The organism is Caballeronia sp. LZ035 (assembly GCF_031451175.1).
In the GTDB taxonomy this organism is placed as follows: Bacteria; Pseudomonadota; Gammaproteobacteria; order Burkholderiales; family Burkholderiaceae; genus Caballeronia.
The window spans coordinates 1-15,226 of sequence record NZ_JARUXS010000014.1; the positions used below are offsets into that span (position 1 = coordinate 1).

Annotated in this window: 14 protein-coding genes and 3 pseudogenes; 7 read left to right on the forward strand and 10 right to left on the reverse strand. The window is 63.6% G+C overall.

What is annotated here, in order from left to right; all coding sequences use genetic code 11:
- The 8 genes and pseudogenes from QCE88_RS41480 to QCE88_RS41515 all read right to left on the reverse strand — a co-directional run.
- Nucleotides 1-357 (reverse strand): PIG-L family deacetylase (locus QCE88_RS41480; protein ID WP_309911832.1); only part of this gene is annotated, 357 nt, incomplete at its 3' end.
- A gap of 58 nt (nt 358-415) precedes the next feature.
- Nucleotides 416-847 (reverse strand): ParB-like protein, encoded by a 432-nt coding sequence (locus tag QCE88_RS41485; RefSeq protein ID WP_309911833.1) that lies wholly within the window; start codon nt 845-847, stop codon nt 416-418.
- 18 nt (nt 848-865) lie between these two features.
- Nucleotides 866-2,509 carry a GMC family oxidoreductase gene (locus tag QCE88_RS41490; protein ID WP_309911835.1) on the reverse strand — a complete coding sequence of 548 codons (1,644 nt, stop codon included), beginning with the start codon at nt 2,507-2,509 and terminating at the stop codon, nt 866-868.
- Entirely contained in the window at nt 2,499-3,143 is a 645-nt protein-coding gene (locus QCE88_RS41495; protein WP_309911837.1) for a gluconate 2-dehydrogenase subunit 3 family protein, read from the reverse strand. Before QCE88_RS41495 ends, QCE88_RS41490 begins: the two co-directional genes overlap by 11 nt.
- Nucleotides 3,140-4,051, reverse strand: a complete 912-nt coding sequence (locus QCE88_RS41500; RefSeq protein ID WP_309911839.1) for a hypothetical protein — start codon at nt 4,049-4,051, stop codon at nt 3,140-3,142. Before QCE88_RS41500 ends, QCE88_RS41495 begins: the two co-directional genes overlap by 4 nt.
- Nucleotides 4,052-4,149: 98 nt before the next feature.
- Nucleotides 4,150-4,759, reverse strand: a pseudogene (locus QCE88_RS41505) (enolase C-terminal domain-like protein); the annotation flags it as partial.
- 3 nt (nt 4,760-4,762) lie between these two features.
- Complete coding sequence (locus QCE88_RS41510) at nt 4,763-6,559, reverse strand: thiamine pyrophosphate-requiring protein (protein WP_309911841.1); 1,797 nt, start codon at nt 6,557-6,559, stop codon at nt 4,763-4,765.
- 199 nt (nt 6,560-6,758) lie between these two features.
- Entirely contained in the window at nt 6,759-7,109 is a 351-nt protein-coding gene (locus tag QCE88_RS41515) for a response regulator (RefSeq protein ID WP_309911843.1), read from the reverse strand.
- 145 nt (nt 7,110-7,254) lie between these two features.
- Here QCE88_RS41515 and QCE88_RS41520 point away from each other — a divergent pair, with 145 nt between their 5' ends.
- The 4 genes and pseudogenes from QCE88_RS41520 to QCE88_RS41535 form a co-directional block, all read left to right on the forward strand.
- Entirely contained in the window at nt 7,255-9,633 is a 2,379-nt protein-coding gene (locus QCE88_RS41520; protein ID WP_309911844.1) for a response regulator, read from the forward strand.
- 104 nt (nt 9,634-9,737) lie between these two features.
- Nucleotides 9,738-10,280, forward strand: coding sequence for a low affinity iron permease family protein (locus QCE88_RS41525; RefSeq protein ID WP_309911845.1), 543 nt, complete (start codon nt 9,738-9,740; stop codon nt 10,278-10,280).
- An 84-nt stretch (nt 10,281-10,364) separates the two neighbouring features.
- Nucleotides 10,365-11,261, forward strand: coding sequence for a catalase family protein (locus tag QCE88_RS41530; protein WP_309911847.1), 897 nt, complete (start codon nt 10,365-10,367; stop codon nt 11,259-11,261).
- Nucleotides 11,262-11,266: 5 nt separating this feature from the next.
- A pseudogene (locus tag QCE88_RS41535) lies at nt 11,267-11,599 on the forward strand (DUF1264 domain-containing protein); the annotation flags it as partial.
- Here the strand turns inward: QCE88_RS41535 and QCE88_RS41540 are convergent.
- Nucleotides 11,594-11,887 (reverse strand): DUF6723 family protein, encoded by a 294-nt coding sequence (locus QCE88_RS41540; protein WP_309911848.1) that lies wholly within the window; start codon nt 11,885-11,887, stop codon nt 11,594-11,596. The pseudogene QCE88_RS41535 and the gene QCE88_RS41540 overlap by 6 nt on opposite strands.
- A 519-nt stretch (nt 11,888-12,406) precedes the next feature.
- Between QCE88_RS41540 and QCE88_RS42220 the strand changes: the two genes are divergently transcribed.
- From QCE88_RS42220 to QCE88_RS41555, 3 genes and pseudogenes are all read left to right on the forward strand, one after another.
- The gene (locus QCE88_RS42220) at nt 12,407-12,490 is read left to right on the forward strand and encodes a hypothetical protein (RefSeq protein ID WP_409018338.1); all 84 of its coding nucleotides are present in this window, start codon (nt 12,407-12,409) and stop codon (nt 12,488-12,490) included.
- 750 nt (nt 12,491-13,240) lie between these two features.
- Nucleotides 13,241-13,754 (forward strand): annotated as a pseudogene (locus QCE88_RS41550) (CinA family protein).
- A gap of 12 nt (nt 13,755-13,766) precedes the next feature.
- Nucleotides 13,767-13,904 carry a hypothetical protein gene (locus tag QCE88_RS41555; protein ID WP_309911850.1) on the forward strand — a complete coding sequence of 46 codons (138 nt, stop codon included), beginning with the start codon at nt 13,767-13,769 and terminating at the stop codon, nt 13,902-13,904.
- Nucleotides 13,905-14,511: 607 nt separating this feature from the next.
- On the opposite strand, the gene QCE88_RS41560 is transcribed toward QCE88_RS41555, so the two are convergent.
- On the reverse strand, nt 14,512-15,226 hold a 715-nt coding region (locus QCE88_RS41560), incomplete at its 5' end, for a c-type cytochrome (protein WP_309911852.1).

Below are 15,226 nucleotides of genomic sequence, written 5' to 3' on the forward strand. Positions count from 1 at the left end.
GACGGCGTCATGGTGACCCGCGTGGATCACGTCGGCGAGCGCGTCAGCGATGGCTTCCATCGTTTGCGATCCGTCCTCCGCGTATTGCGAATCGAGGAAGGAGAGATGCCTGGCGTGTGCGCCGAGTCTCTCCAGCGCCGCAATGTCCTCGGCGCGACGTGCTTCCATGGCCTGGTGAGCGTCGTCAAAACCGCACTCCGTGTCCCAGCCGGTCACCATCGGCTTCTCGGGCGTTCCGACGAACACCGTGCAGACCAACGCATCGGTTTCCGCAGCGAGCAGCGCGCCGCAACTGAAAACGGCGTCGTCGAGATGCGGTGAGATCACGAGCAGGCGTCGGGGAGGCTTCTGCATCATCGAGTGTCGGTCGTTCAGGTCATTCGCCAGGCGCAATGGCTGTGCCTTGGCGCGCGGCTCAGTGTGTCGAGCCGCCTCCCACCGCTTCGCGCATCGTCCTGACATCGCGCGTCGTGACCGGCGGCGCGTTATTGCCCCACGTCGCGCGCACGAAGGTCAGCACGCGGGCTATCTCCGTATCGGTGAGCTGGTCAGCGAACGCGGGCATCTTCTTCGGTTCAGGACCATGGACGGTGGACGGCGCGCGTCCGCCCTGCAGCACGAGCCGCACGAGCGAATCCGGCTTCTGCGACAGCACCGCCGGATTGTCGGCCAGACGGGGATACTTGAGCGGAACAGGACCCAGCACGATGGCGATGGGCTTCTCCGCGATCGCCATCTTCAGGTCGCGTGCATGCAGTGCCCGATAAGCCTCAACTTTCTGCCTGATCTGGCGTTCGCCGTGCGTGATCTGCGTGGGCCGCAGACGGTCGATGTCGAGCGTGTTCATCGCGTGCTCTCCCTTCGATCAAAGCTCCCCGCGCGCCGCCAGCGCCTCGATGCGGTCCGCCGTGCGCAGCGCGACGGCCTGAATCGTCAGGGACGGATTCACGCCGCCTACGGTCGGAAACACCGAGCCATCGCAGATCCACAGGTTTTTTATATCCCAGCTGCGGCAGTCGGCATCGACGACGCTCGTCGCGGGATCATCGCCCATGCGTGCGGTGCCGTTCAGATGACAGGTATCGTCGTCCTGCCGCCAGACCTCGCGCGCGCCCGCGGCTTCGAGCGCGGTGCTCATGGTGCCGAGCGCATGCGCGACCATCCGCCTGTCGTTGTCGCAGAGCGAATAGGTGACGCGCGCAACCGGCAGGCCGTACTGGTCGCGTTGATCGGCGAGCGTCACGCGGTTGCGCTCCTGCGGCATCGTTTCGCCGACGATCTTCAGCCCCGCCTGATGGTTGTACTTGCGCATTTCGTCGACCAGCGCCTGTCCCCACAGCCCGCGCCCGTTCTGCACCGAGGCCCATGCCACCGGCAGCGGGCCCTGGCTCATGTAGCAATAGCCGCCGAAGAAGTCCTTACCCTTGTCTTCGTAATTCCAGTGCTCCGTCATCGAGAGCGAAGGCGGGCCCTTGTACCAGCGCACTTCCTCTTCCATCGTTCCCCACGCGGCCTGGTTCAACTGCACCATCAGGTTCTTGCCGACCAGGCCCGAGCTGTTGGCAAGGCCGTCGGGATGACGGTCGGTGGCGGACATCAGCAGCAGGCGCGGCGTTTCGATTGCATAGCCCGCGACCACGACGTTGCGTGCCTTCTGGAAGCGCCAGCGACCCTCACGGAAATATTCGACGCCCCGAGCGCGGCCATCGTCGCCCATGACGATGCGGCCGACCATCGCGAGATCGCGGATCTCGGCGCCCGCCTGCACGGCGCGTGGTATCCACGTGACGAGCGCGCTCTGCTTCGCATTGGTTGCGCAGCCCGACACGCAGAAGCCGCGATACACGCACGGATGGGCATCGCCGCGCGGCGCGGAGAGCGTGGCGAGCGGGGTGGGCGTCCAGTCCATGCCGAGCGCCTCACAGCCCCGCGCGAGCACGAGCGCGGCCGCATTCAGTTCGTGCGGTCGATACGGATAGCGCGGCCGCTTCGGCCCCCATGGATACGTAACCGGACCCGCGATCTTCAGCGCCTGCTCGACCTCCGCGTAATAGCGCCACATTTCGCGCCAGTCGAGCGGCCAGTCCGCGCCATAGCCGAGCAGCGACCGCGCCTTGAACCACTCCGGCCGAAAGCGCAGCGACACCATCGCGAAGTGCACGGTGCTGCCGCCGACCGCGCGGCCGCTGTTGTTGTTGCCGAGGCGAAGCGGATCGTCGCCGTCGCAGATGCGCTCGTCGGTCCAGAAGAGCTTCGACTGATGCGTTTCGTCCGAGGCGAACTCTTCGAGCGGACGCCACCACGCGCCCGCGTCGAAGGCCACCACACTGAAACCTTTCTCGGCGAGACGGCAGGCCAGCGTGCCGCCGCCCGCGCCCGTCCCGACAATTGCGAAGTCCACTTCCTCGCTTTCATCGTATTCGCGCATCGGCAGCCATGCGCCTTGATGGAAGACATCGGGCGCGCGGCCATGCTTGCCGCGCGGAACCTGCTGCGGATCATCGGACACGGCGATTCTCCTTCAGCGTACGCGCTTCCGTGCCGGGCTTGGCTTCGACGGCTTCCCAGGGATCGCGGCGGTCGAACACCATGCGCACATAGCCGCGTGGATTCGCCGGGCCACCGAAGCCGATCTCGCTCCAGGCGCGCGGATGCGAGTAGTACGCGCCGCAGATGTCGTGCAGCACGCGCATCGCGAAGAACAGGGCGGGCGGCATGCCGCGCCACGCGTCGCTGTGCAGGGCGCCGTGCTGCATGTCGAGCAAGAGCGCGCGCTGGCCGGCTGCGTCGATGCTCGCGAACGGCAGTTCATGGCGCGCGCGGCTTTCCGCGTCGAGCGCGGCGAGACCGATGCGCCACGCGTCGCGCAGCATCGGCAGACGGGCGTCGCGATAGCCATCGCCGACGTCCCTGACGAGCTTCGCATCGATCAGCGCGGGCAGCGGCGCGGGTTCGCGTTCATGATCCTGCGGCACGATGCACGCGCATAGCGCCGTCAGCGCGCGCCATTCGACGGTATCGAGGAAACGCGGCTCCGTGGGCGTTGCGAGCCGTTCGTCGATGACATCGCGCGTGACCTGGTCCCATGACGGCGTTTCACGCTTGTCCGTCACGTCATAACCGGGAAAGCGGGGCAGGCTCATCGCTCGGTCTCCCGCAAACGCTTCGCAGCGAGGCCCGCGAGCGCGAGCGCGGAAAAGCTCGGCGGCGCGGGCAGCGGTGGACCGTTGAACAGGTTCTGGCTCCAGTTGCGCCAGCCGCCCCGATTGCGGGCGATACCGCGCGCATGGAAGCCCACGCCGATGACACCGAGCGCCGCCGTCATGCGCAGCCAGAGCCGGGTGAACCAGCGTGGGCGCGGCGTGGCGAGCGCGGTGTGCAGCAGCAGCGCGCAAGCAAGCGGCGGAATGGTGACGGGCGCATACATGGCGGGGTTCTGGAACGCGCCGCGAAAATGCAGCAACGCAACTTCGCCCACTGTGCCGATCAGTCCCGCACTCGTCAGCAGCGCCAGCGCCTGCCCGGCGGGGAGGCCGAAGAGTCGCGGCTCGTGTTGCGGTTCGTCGCGCAGGCGCTCCGCTGCCGCGCCGAGCGCGCCCGACAGCAGCAGCGCCATCGGCGCGCCGATGGGCGCGGCATAGAAGAGGTTATGCCAGCTCCACTGGCCGGGGCGCTTCGTGATGTTGTACAGATGCAAGCCGGTGCCCGCGACGCCCGCGAGCGCTGCGCCCCGATACACTGAATCGCGCACCGGATGCCGCTGCGGCTCGTGATCGCGTCCGCCATGCACGCCTGCGAGCAACGACAGCGCGGAGACCACGAGCGGCGTGACCATCGCGGGGTTGTCATAGGAGCCGCGGTAATGTTCCATCGCGCTGTCCGCAAACACGGAGAGCGCGAGCAGCGCCGAGCTGCGATTGAAACTGCGCGCCGTGTCGATATGGGTCTGCACGGGCGCCGCGCGCCGGTTCGACCTCATGCCGATGAAAGCGGCGCCCGCCGCCGCGAGCCCGGCCGCCACTGCCAGATTGCCTGCCGTGAATTGCTTCATGCCGTGCCCCGTGTGCTTCACACCGCGTACCAGTGTGCATCCGTATATTTGAATTCGAGCCCGCAGCCGGGCCGCGACAGGTCCGGCGTGATGGCGCCGTCCAGCGCGCCGTTTGCATCGACGAACAGGCCCGCCTGCATGCCAATGGCGTCACGCGCCACCGCCACGCGATGTGGGATCGCGCGCAGGCTCGCTGCCGATCTTGATCTTGACCCAGCGGCACCCGATCTCATGCACCCAGTGCGCGAGCTGCTCGCGCATCTCGTCGTCGCTGTAGGTGGTGAAGCCGCCGCTGCCATACAGCGGCACGCGTGTGCGCACCATGCCGAGCAACCGCGCAAGCGGCATGTCGAGCAACCGCGCCTTCACGTCCCACAGCGGGCAGTCCAGCGCTGAGATTGCGGTAGCCGCCGCGCCCGAGCGCCCGATGTTGCGCACATGCTGTTGCAGGCGCTGCCAGAGTGCGTCGATGTGCCACGCGTCCTCGCCCCGAAGCGCCGGCGCAAGGGTGGCCTCGATCACCTTCGCAACGCTTGCATCGCTGTAGGTGTAGCCCAGACCCGTTTTGCCCGCCGCCACGACCTCAACGATAATGAGCGTCGTCGCGTCCCAGGTGAAGGTGCCGTCGGCTTCGGGCTTGTCGGTGGGAATGGTGTAGGCGCGCGTCCGAATGATTCCGATCGGCGCCTCACGCCTGGACAGATGCATGGATTATTTGCCCTTGTGCCCCGGCAACACCGCGCCAAGCACCTGCTTCGCCGTATCGACGATCACGTTGGCCTGACTCGGATCGCCCTTCATCAGCGTAGTCGCGAAAGCCTTCGCCTGCTGCACCGTGATGTGCGGCGGCAGCGGCGGCACATTCGGGTCGGCCTTCACCTCGATCACCACCGGCCGATCCGCGGCCAACGCTTCATCCCATACGGCGGCCATGCGCTCGGCCTCATCGACGTAGATACCCTTCAGGCCGATCAACTCCGCGAACTTGTGATAAGGCACCGAGGGAATGTCCTGCGACGCCTCGAACTTCGGATCGCCTTCCATCACGCGCTGTTCCCACGTGACCTGATTCAGATCCTCGTTGTTGAGGACCATGCAGATCCAGCGCGAATCGCGCCATTGCTTCCAGTACTTCGCCACCGTGATGAGTTCGGCCATGTTGTTCATCTGCATCGCGCCATCGCCGACAAGCGCGATCACGGGCCGCTCCGGATACGCGAACTTCGCGGCGATCGCATAGGGCACGGCCGCGCCCATCGAAGCGAGTCCGCCCGACAGCGAGCACAGCATGCCGCGCTTTACCTTCAGGTCGCGCGCATACCAGTTCGCAACCGAACCTGAATCGCTGGTGACGATCGCATTCGACGGCACGCGCGGCGATAGCTCCCACACGGTGCGCTGCGGATTCACGCCGCTCTGCGCCGGTTCGATCGCGCGCTTCTCCAGAGTCGTCCACCATTTCGCCACCCAGCCTTCGATGTCCTCGCGCCAAGCGCGTTCGGTCTTCTGCTCCAACAGCAGAAGCAGAGCACGCAGCGTCTCGGCGCTGTCGCCGACGAGGTTCACTTCCATCGGATAGCGGATGCTCAGCATGTCCGCCTTGAGGTCGATCTGCACGCCGCGCGCCGCGCCTTCCTTCGGCAGGAACTCCGCATACGGAAAGCCCGAACCGATCATCAGCAGCGTATCGCATTCCATCATCATCTTGTAGCTCGGCTCCGTACCGAGCAGGCCGATGGAGCCCGTCACGAAGGGCAGATCGTCGGGCAGCGCGGCCTTGCCGAGCAAGGCCTTCGCGACGCCCGCACCGAGCTTGTCCGCCACCGCGATGACTTCGTCGGTGGCATTCAGCGCGCCCGCGCCGACGAGGATCGCTACCTTCTTGCCTGCGTTGAGGACGTTCGCTGCGCGCTTCAGATCCTCGTCGTAGGGCACGGTCTTCGGCGCGCGATAGCCCACGCCCGAATGCAGCGTGCCGTGCTTGCGGCCGGGCGACTCGTAGTCGAGGTCCTGAAGGTCGTTGGGCAGGATGAGCGCGGTCACCTTGCGCTCGGAAAGCGCGATGCGCACCGCGCGATCCACGAGGTGCCGGATCTGCGAGGGAACGCTTGCCTGCTGCACGAATGCGCCGGCGACGTCCTTGAACATCGCGGGGAGATCGACTTCCTGCTGATAATGGCCGCCGAGCGCGGCGCGCGCCTGTTGGCCGGCAATCGCGAGCACGGGCATGTGATCGAGGCGAGCATCATAGAGACCGGTGATGAGATGTGCCGCGCCCGGGCCTGACGTTGCGATGCACACACCGAGTTCGCCGGTGAACTTCGCATGCGCGGAAGCCATGAAGGCGGCCATTTCCTCATGGCGTGCCTGGATAAATTCGATCTTGCCCTTCGAGCGATTGAGGGCGCCGAACACGCCGTTGATGCCATCGCCAGGGTAGCCGAAAATGCGGCGCACGCCCCAGGCATGCAGGCGGTCGATCAGAAAATCACCGACGGTGGTGGTCATGGGAGGCGCTCCGGAAGGTCGTGAAGCAGGCGCGGTGTATTCAACCCGCAGACAAGCCGTGCAGCGCAAACGGCATGCCGACGGAGCGTTTGTTGGCGGGTTGTTCGACAATGGAAAGAGCTTGGAAAGCTGGCGACGTGCGCATCCCGTGTGAATACGGGATGACGATTGCTGGACAACGACGACTGAATTCGTATGCTTAGCCGCGCAACACGGCTTGCCCGAGAAGTCCGAGCATCGCGCGCACTGAGAACGGTTTCTGAAGAAAGCCATCGAACCCCGACCCCTGAGGTGGCGGCAATGCGCTCATGGCAACCATGGGAACGTTTGCGAGATCTCGCGACTGCCGCAGGTGACGCAGCAGTTCTTCGCCGCCCATCCGCGGCATCATCAGATCGGAGAGGATCAGATCAGGCCGCCATTGAACGGCTTTGCTCAGAGCCAGGCATCCATCCGCAGCGCTTTCCACCTCGTATCCCGCGTCGCTGAGAATGAAACTAAGTGCGTCCGCTATCGCCGGCTCGTCGTCTACCACCAACACCCGCACCATCGCTCGCCGCTCCTCGTTGTTATCAGTCTTGCTGCCTACCACGCTAGCGCAATGTCGATGCCCGTAGGCGCTCGCCGCAAGTGAGCCGTTAAAATAGGACGGTCGCATTGATCCATCTTCCCTGCCACCTCGAGAAACACGACTCATGAATCCCAGCGGCAGTAAAAACGACTTTCTTCCGTCCGATTGGGCCACGATCTGGGCGCGAACGACGGTCGATCTTGCCGTTTTCGGTTTGACACCCGAGGGCATCGTCGATTCGTGGAATCACGGCGGAACGCTGATTTATCAGTACGAGCCCGAAGACATCGTCGGGCAGCATTACTCCGTGCTCTTTCCAGCGGAGGCGATCGCTGCAGAAACACTGGGCGCCGAATTAAAGGGCGCGCTGGCACACGGCAGCTTCGCCATCGAGGGATGGCGCAAGCGCAAGGACGGCTCTGCCTTCTGGGCGAGCGTCGTGACCACCGCCATTCAAGATCACGCCGGGGCCCTCACGGGCTTCGTCAAGGTCGTGCGCGACGAGACGGAAAAGCGCCAGGCGCACGACGCAGTAATAGAGAGCGAGCGCAGCTTTCGCCTGCTGGTCCAGGGCGTCTCCGATTACGCCATCTTCATGCTCTCGCCCGAAGGCAAGGTCACCAGCTGGAATCTGGGCGCGCAGCGTATCAAGGGTTACACGGCCGAGGAGATCGTCGGATCGCATTTCTCGCGCTTCTACTTGCCCGACGAGATCGCCGCCGGCGTGCCGGACAATGCGCTGGCTACCGCCGCGCGCGATGGTCGCTTCGAAGCGGAAGGCTGGCGCTTGCGCAACGACGGCACGCGCTTTCGGGCACACGTCGTCATCGACGCGATCAGGGACGACGCACAGACGCTGATCGGCTTCGCCAAGATTACCCGCGACGTCACGGAAAGGCGCGAGGCGCAACGGACCCTCGAGCAAACGCAGGCCGCGCTGTTCCAGTCGCAGAAGATGGAGGCCATCGGCAAGCTGACCGGTGGCGTCGCGCATGACTTCAACAACGTGCTGCAGATCCTGCGCGGCAACCTGGAGCTGATCAGTACGCGGCATGCGCGTGACGAATGGCTGATCACGCGGCTCGTCAATGCGCTCGATGCAGTCGATCGCGGCGCGAAGCTCGCGTCGCAACTCCTTGCGTTCGGACGCCGTCAGGCCTTGCGGCCGGTGTCGGTGAATGTCGCCAACATGATCCGGGGCACCGACGACCTGTTGCGCCGCGCGCTCGGAGAAACCATCGCGGTGGAGACGGTGGTGGCAGGCGGCTTATGGAACGCCATGGTGGACATGCACCAGTTGGAAAACGTCCTGCTCAACCTGGCGATCAACGCGCGGGATGCCATGCCTGACGGAGGAAAGCTGACGCTCGAACTGTCCAATGCGATGCTCGACGATGCTTACGTGCGCTCCTTATCCGATGTGCCGGCCGGACAATACGTGATGCTCGGCGTGACCGACACGGGAACCGGCATGACGCCGGACGTGCTGGAACGCGCCTTCGATCCGTTTTTCACGACGAAGCCCGAGGGCGCGGGAAGCGGACTGGGTTTAAGCATGGCCTATGGCTTCGTCAAGCAGACGGGCGGCCATATCCGGATCTATAGCGAAACCGATCACGGCACGACGGTGCGCATCTATTTGCCGAGAACCACGACCGAGGCCTACGAACCGGCCCACGTCGTCAGCACCAGACTCATGGGCGGCAGCGAAACGGTGCTGGTGGTCGAAGACGATGCGAAGGTCCAGGCCACCGTGATCGAGATGCTCTCGGGGCTCGGTTATGGCGTACTGCGGGCCGACAACGCCGAGCAGGCACTGGTGATCGTGGGCAGTGGCGTCCACGTCGATCTGCTCTTTACCGATGTGGTCATGCCGGGCGCCCTGCGCAGCCCCGAGATGGCCCGGCAGGCGGTGCGTTTGCAGCCGCATCTGAAAGTTCTTTTCACGTCGGGTTATACGCAGAACGCCATCGTGCATGCAGGGCGTCTGGACGAAGGTGTCGAGCTTCTCAGCAAGCCGTACAGCCGGGCGGAACTCGCCTCCAAGGTTCGTCAGGTACTGGGCTCGCCCGGCCAGGCGCTGCCGTCGTACGCAGCCGCGATCGAACCGAGACGCCGCACTGAACCCGCCGCGCTCGACATCCTCATTGTCGAGGACGACGATCTCGCCCGCGAAGCGGTGTGTGAGCTCGTTTCCATGTTGGGTCACACGGTTGTGCAAGCGGAATCGCCTACCCAGGCCTTCGCGGAAATGGCACGGCACAAGTTCGATGTGTTGATGACCGACATCAATTTGCCCGGCATGTCCGGTCTCGATCTGGCTCAACAGGCCAGTTCCTTTTGCCCGGGGCTGAGCGTCATTTTTGCTTCGGGAGAACCCGTGGTGACCGACGAAACGCGCGCGTTCACATGGTTCCAGTTGCTCAAACCCTTTACCTTCGACGAACTGCACGCGGTCATTCAGAAAGTGCTCGATGAAGCAGATACACGAGCCGCCCATTGATTCCGGGAGTCGAGGAAGCGAGTCAAGAAATTAACGAGAAACGTAGGTTAGTCGAAAGCTGGACAGCTTAAATTGTGGCTTGAATCTCCACTTTCGACGCAGCCATGAACAGCAAGCCCCATCTCGTAGAAGCCGATCCCATCTACACGGTTCCCTCGACTTCGACACCAGCCTATGCGGGCCGACATCCGCTCACACGAGCCTTTGACAGCTTTGCCAGGGCTGTCACGCGTTGGGCTGGTTCGCCGCTCGCTTTTGCGCTTGCGGTCATTTCGGTCGTGGCCTGGATCGTCACCGGCCCCGTGTTCCACTACTCCGAGAACTGGCAGCTGGTTATCAATACCGGCACCACGATCGTGACCTTCCTGATGGTCTTTCTCATCCAGCAGAGCGCCAACAAGGACAGCGTCGCCGTCCATCTGAAACTCAACGAGTTGCTGGCGTCGAACCGCAAAGCCAACAATCAGCTGATCGGGATCGAGGACGCATCCGAAGACGAGCTGCGCAAACTGGCGGCAGCGTACCTGAAGCTGGCCTCCGGCGAAAACGGCGCGCCGCGCGCCGAGGACCCGGATGTCAATGCCGCCGCGGACATTGCTCGCCGACTGGCGGACGCGCAGCATCGCTCCGCAAAAAACAAACACTGACGCGTTCCGCGTCATCGTGGGAACGGCCATTGCGTACAGCCGTGTACGCCATGCCTCTACATTTATGCGAAGCGTTCGGCTTGCGTGATTGGCGAGCTGCATATTCCCGAGTTGCCGCCGGAACTGGCGCAGGGCTTGTTCGCCACCCCGGGCGCCTATCCGGTCGCGATACGTTTCGCGCAAGGTCCGGGTGAGACGCTGGGCGATCACGTCTCGACTCATCGCGGGATCGCAATCAAGGTGTTCGGCGTCCAGGGCGAGAAGCTGCCGGGCCACATGGACGACACACAGGATTTCGTGTTCGCGACCGGCCCGACCTTTTCCTCGGGCACCGCGCAAGGCTTCTTGCGGGACGCGAAGCAGATCGGCGCGGCCACGCCGCTTCCGGAAGGCGCGAAGAGCGCGGTATCGAGTCTCGCGCGCAACATCAACCGTCTGCTGACGAAGGTCGCGGAGCCAAGCGCCAAGGCCGATTTCTTTGGCCACCCGTATAGCCACCCGCTCGTCGATGCCTATTTCAGTCAGGCACCGGTGCGCTCCGGTGACTTCGTGGCGAAGGTCGGCGCCTTTCCCGTCTCGGCGGCACAGGATGAACTAAAGGAATGGAAGCTCGATCCGCACAAGGACGAAGACGGCTTCCGGCACGCCGCGGTCGAATACTTCGCCGGGCACGATGCAATCATCGAGTTACGCCCGCAGTTGTGGGACCAGGCAGAGACGCAGCCGATCGAGGATGCGTCAGTGGAGTGGCCCGTCGAGGAAAGCCCGTATCGCGCGCTCGCGACGCTGCGTATCCCGCGTCAGGATGCTTATGGTCCGGCGCGCGTCCAGTTCTTCGATGAGCACATGACGTTTCGTCCGGCACACAGCCTCGCCGCGCACCGTCCTCTAGGTTCGGTCATGCGGGCGCGGCTTCAGGTGTATCGCGCGCTAGCGGCGTTCCGTCACGAACAGAACACGAAGCAACCGCCACCCTTGTAGACACCTACGGAAAAACCTGGCATACGTGGCAGATCGACCGACACGCTCAGCTGCCGCTCGGGATGCCGCAGCTCATTATGGGTTTCACGGCCGACGGACATGTCGACCCCGAGAAGGTCCGTCGTCGGGACCAAGCATTCGGAATCGCAACCGCAAAGAAACGAGCCGACCGTGCGGACCTAGCCAGGTCTGGCAGCGCCGTGGCACGCGGAGCCGATGCGCGGGAACCGGAAAATACATGCCACTCGCGCTTCGCGAGGCGTCGCTCAGGAACCGAAAAGGCTGAGGACGCGACGAACATTAATCACGCGGAGACCACCCGTCTTGCCGGTTCATAACTCCGGGTTGGCGATGTCGCCATTGACAATAGCCTCTCCCCGAGCTTGAGCGGCTTCAATCGCCTCAGTCATCGTCTTGAACGGCCCCAACTGATCCGCGCCTTCGAATGGGTAAAGCAACCTGCTATCCGTTTTCCGCACTACTTTCAAGGTGCCAACATAGCCAGATGTCTGACTACCGCGATACGACGCGTAGATCAGGAAATCATCCGGCGAAGAACCTGCGCAAGGCGTTGTCGAGGTCGAAAAGAGAACAAGCTTCGGCCTCTTGCCGAAGGTCTGACGCATGGAAGTCTCGATAGTCAAACAAGTCTCGATTCTCGCCTTCCGCGTCGACTCTTGGCGTGTACGTATTGCACCGGTTCTGCGTGTACTGCCAAGCCTCGAATGCGGTCCTTCGCACATACATGCGAATAAGCATGTTCGGACGGCTCCAACGAGTTGCGATCCCCGGAGCGCGTGATGACACAGATTAACGGGGAGCGGGCAGAATCAATCAAACAGCCCGAGATCTCGCCGGCTCCGACCGGCGGCTTAGGTGCCAGAAGCAGATCGTCGCGAACTGGAGCCTCCGGAACGACGATAGTAGCTCGCTCGCTCGCTTGGCCGGCCGGATACATTTTGATTCGACCGCGTGAGTCGGGTGCACACGACGCTCGATACACAAGCTTCTTCTCGGAGGATTAATGTCCGCTCGCGTTTAAGCTTGTCGAGATTTCACTTCGTCACTTTCTTTCTCGGACGCGCCGTACAGATGGCATTGCGCAGACCTCTACGATGGTGCGGCACATTGACTGGTCTCAGGTCATGCAGTTTGCGGCCATACCAAGAGGGCCGGAAATTTGGGATTGGCAAGTGACCCGCAAGATTGGCTTTCGCATCGAGGGGTAGCGCTGGCAGCCGTGTAGGCCGAAAGTTTTTCGCCGGCCAGCGTCTTTGCTGCGGGCGCAGCGGAGGAGCGGGCATTATCGAAGGCGCGCGCGCCGGACCTTCGCAGGCGAAAGCACCGAGCCGCGGCTACGACCGCCAGCGCCATGACCATGACCGATGCCAGCGCAAAGGTCCCGGCCGTATAGACCGCATTGGTGGCCGGACGGCGCTGGGTGATGAGTCGCACCAGGCGCCGCAGCATGCGCGCACCAAGCGCGGCAAGCGGCAAGGTGAGCGCGTGCTCCGCGTATCCACGCGTACCCATCGTGTTCGAGTTTTGACTTGTCGAACGTGCCATCGCCGGGAAGCACCGCTGCGAGCGCCAGACAGACGACTACCTCTTCTTTTGAGCGTGTGTCTCCACCGCCGTTCAGGCCAGTTCGACGATAGCCCGCCTGCGCCGCCACGGTGCGATGCTGTGGTAACGATGGAAGGCCGCCGTCACGTGCGGGTAATCCGTGCGGATCACGGTCGTGATAGACGAACAACATTTCTGCATGCCTATTCTCGCTTCTTTGGCGACGTGCACGTTGTATGTGGGACGACACCCCGGGGCATGAGACGGGCACGCGGCCGCAGGGCAATCGCGCCCCACATTCGTCGTGCAGGCTTCCGACGGGCAAATGCGCACATTATTTCCAAGGAGGAAGAATGGGACGGCACAGCGACTGCTAGTCAAGCTGTTGAACAAGCCTTGGAAAAAGGTCGACTATGGACATTCCCAGGCAGGTTGTTTCGTTTCTCAGTTCACGCGGCCTTAAACTCGCGACGGCGGAATCGTGCACAGCGGGATACATTGCCTCGTTAGGTCGTCGGTGCCTGGCAGCGGAAACTGTCTCGACGTGGGATTCGTCACCTACTCCCCAACAGGCAAGGCCGGTTTCCTCGACGTGCGCGAAGAAACGATGCAGCGCGAAGGGTTGACGAGCGAAGCTGTGGCGCGGGAGATGTCCGAGGGCGCACTTCGGCAGGAAGCGTGTTGCGCGGATGTCGTGGTCTCCAATACCGGCGTTGCCGACAAGGTGCCGGACGGCGGTCCCCCCCGGGCACGCAGTGTTTCGCGTGGTCGTATCGCGCGCACGACGGCGCGGTCTTGACTTTTACCGAAACCCGGCGCTTCGAGGGCGAGCGCAACAAAATTAGGCGCGAGGCCGCGCTGTACGCGCTCTTGCGCGTCGAGCACTATTTCGATCAGTATCTGGCGCAATGTGCCAAGAAGATATGATGAGCAGGGATCATGGCGATTGGCGCGCCTTGGCAAGCGGAGGTTATTCGCGAGCAAGGCGTCGCGGAGCACATCGACCTCGATGCCGAGCGCGAACGCCGCATCGGCTTGCTTTTGCAAACTGCTTGTGTCGCAGCACTCCAGACCTAGGTCCTCGGAATCAGCTGCGTATAGATCCGCCATCCGCAGGCCGGCTCGCGCAACTGGCCGTTGAACGTCCGCGGGCGCGGCGACGAAGCGCACTTCGCAGCGGTCCGGCCGCCTCACGGGTCACAGCGAGACGAAGAAGACGCTCGGCTCGCGCTCGATCTTGTGCGGGAGGACACGACATTCGAAGTCAACATGAAGAACGCGTCCGACGCCATGTTTTCGTCGCCATGCGGGCGCGAGCGTTGGCATGGTGATCGACTCCGATGACACCGCTGAATCGCTGTTGGGCTTCGTCACCCAGATCAGCGACGGCGGCGCGGACGTGCGGCCTCTGTAGGGACTGACGAAACGCCGCGTGCGCGCGCTGGTGGGCGTGAGGGTCATGATGGGAGCTGTACCATCGGCTGTGACGCCCACGTCGATCCAGCGTGTGTGCAACGGCTCATTCGATCCGTTGCGTGTGCTGACGACGCGTGAGCCGCCGAGAAGCGTGATAGATGCCTACAAGGCGTCTAACAAGCGTTAATCCGTCTGGATCGGGCGGCGTGAAGCCAGGCGTGCCGAACGCGTGGCCAGCCGGTCCCCGGCCTTCAACCTGTTATTTAGCCTATTTGCGCAGCGTGCTGCGCAGCGACGCCACGTCGTTCGTGGTGATCGGGCGCGCGTCGTTGCCCCAGGACGCGCGCACGTAGGTCAGCACTTGCGCGATCTGGACATCCGTGAGGCGTGCAGCAAACGACGGCATCGGCTCGCGCGGCGGCCCGTGTATCGTTGCCGGACTCTTGCCGCCTTCGACCAGCAGCCGTATGAGCGACGTCGTGTCCTCGCCGATGACGGAGGGATTGCCAGCCAGTGCCGGAAACACTTGCGGCACGCCCTTGCCGTCGTCGCGATGGCACTGCGCGCAAAAGCCCGCGTAGACAGCCGCGCCCTGTGCGGGCGGAGCGTCCGGCGCCCGCGTTTTCAGACGGCCAGGTTGCGCGAGTGCCGGATCGAAGACACCGTCGGCGGCGCCGGTCGCAGGCAACGTCTTCAAGTAAACCGCGATGACACGCAAGTCGTCATCGGTCAGGTACTGCAGGCTGTCCTCGATCGTTTCGACCATGCTGCCATACGCTGCGATGCCCGCGCCGTGACCGGTCTTCATGAAGGCCGCGAGGTCTTCCGCTGTGATGCGTGTTAGACCCGAACCGGGGTCCGTACGCAAATTCGACGCGAACCAATTGTCGTTGAGGCCGCCCGAAAGGAACGCTTGCGATGATTCGTCATAGCCGCGCTCCTGATATCCGAGGCCGCGCGGCGTGTGACACGAACCGCAATGT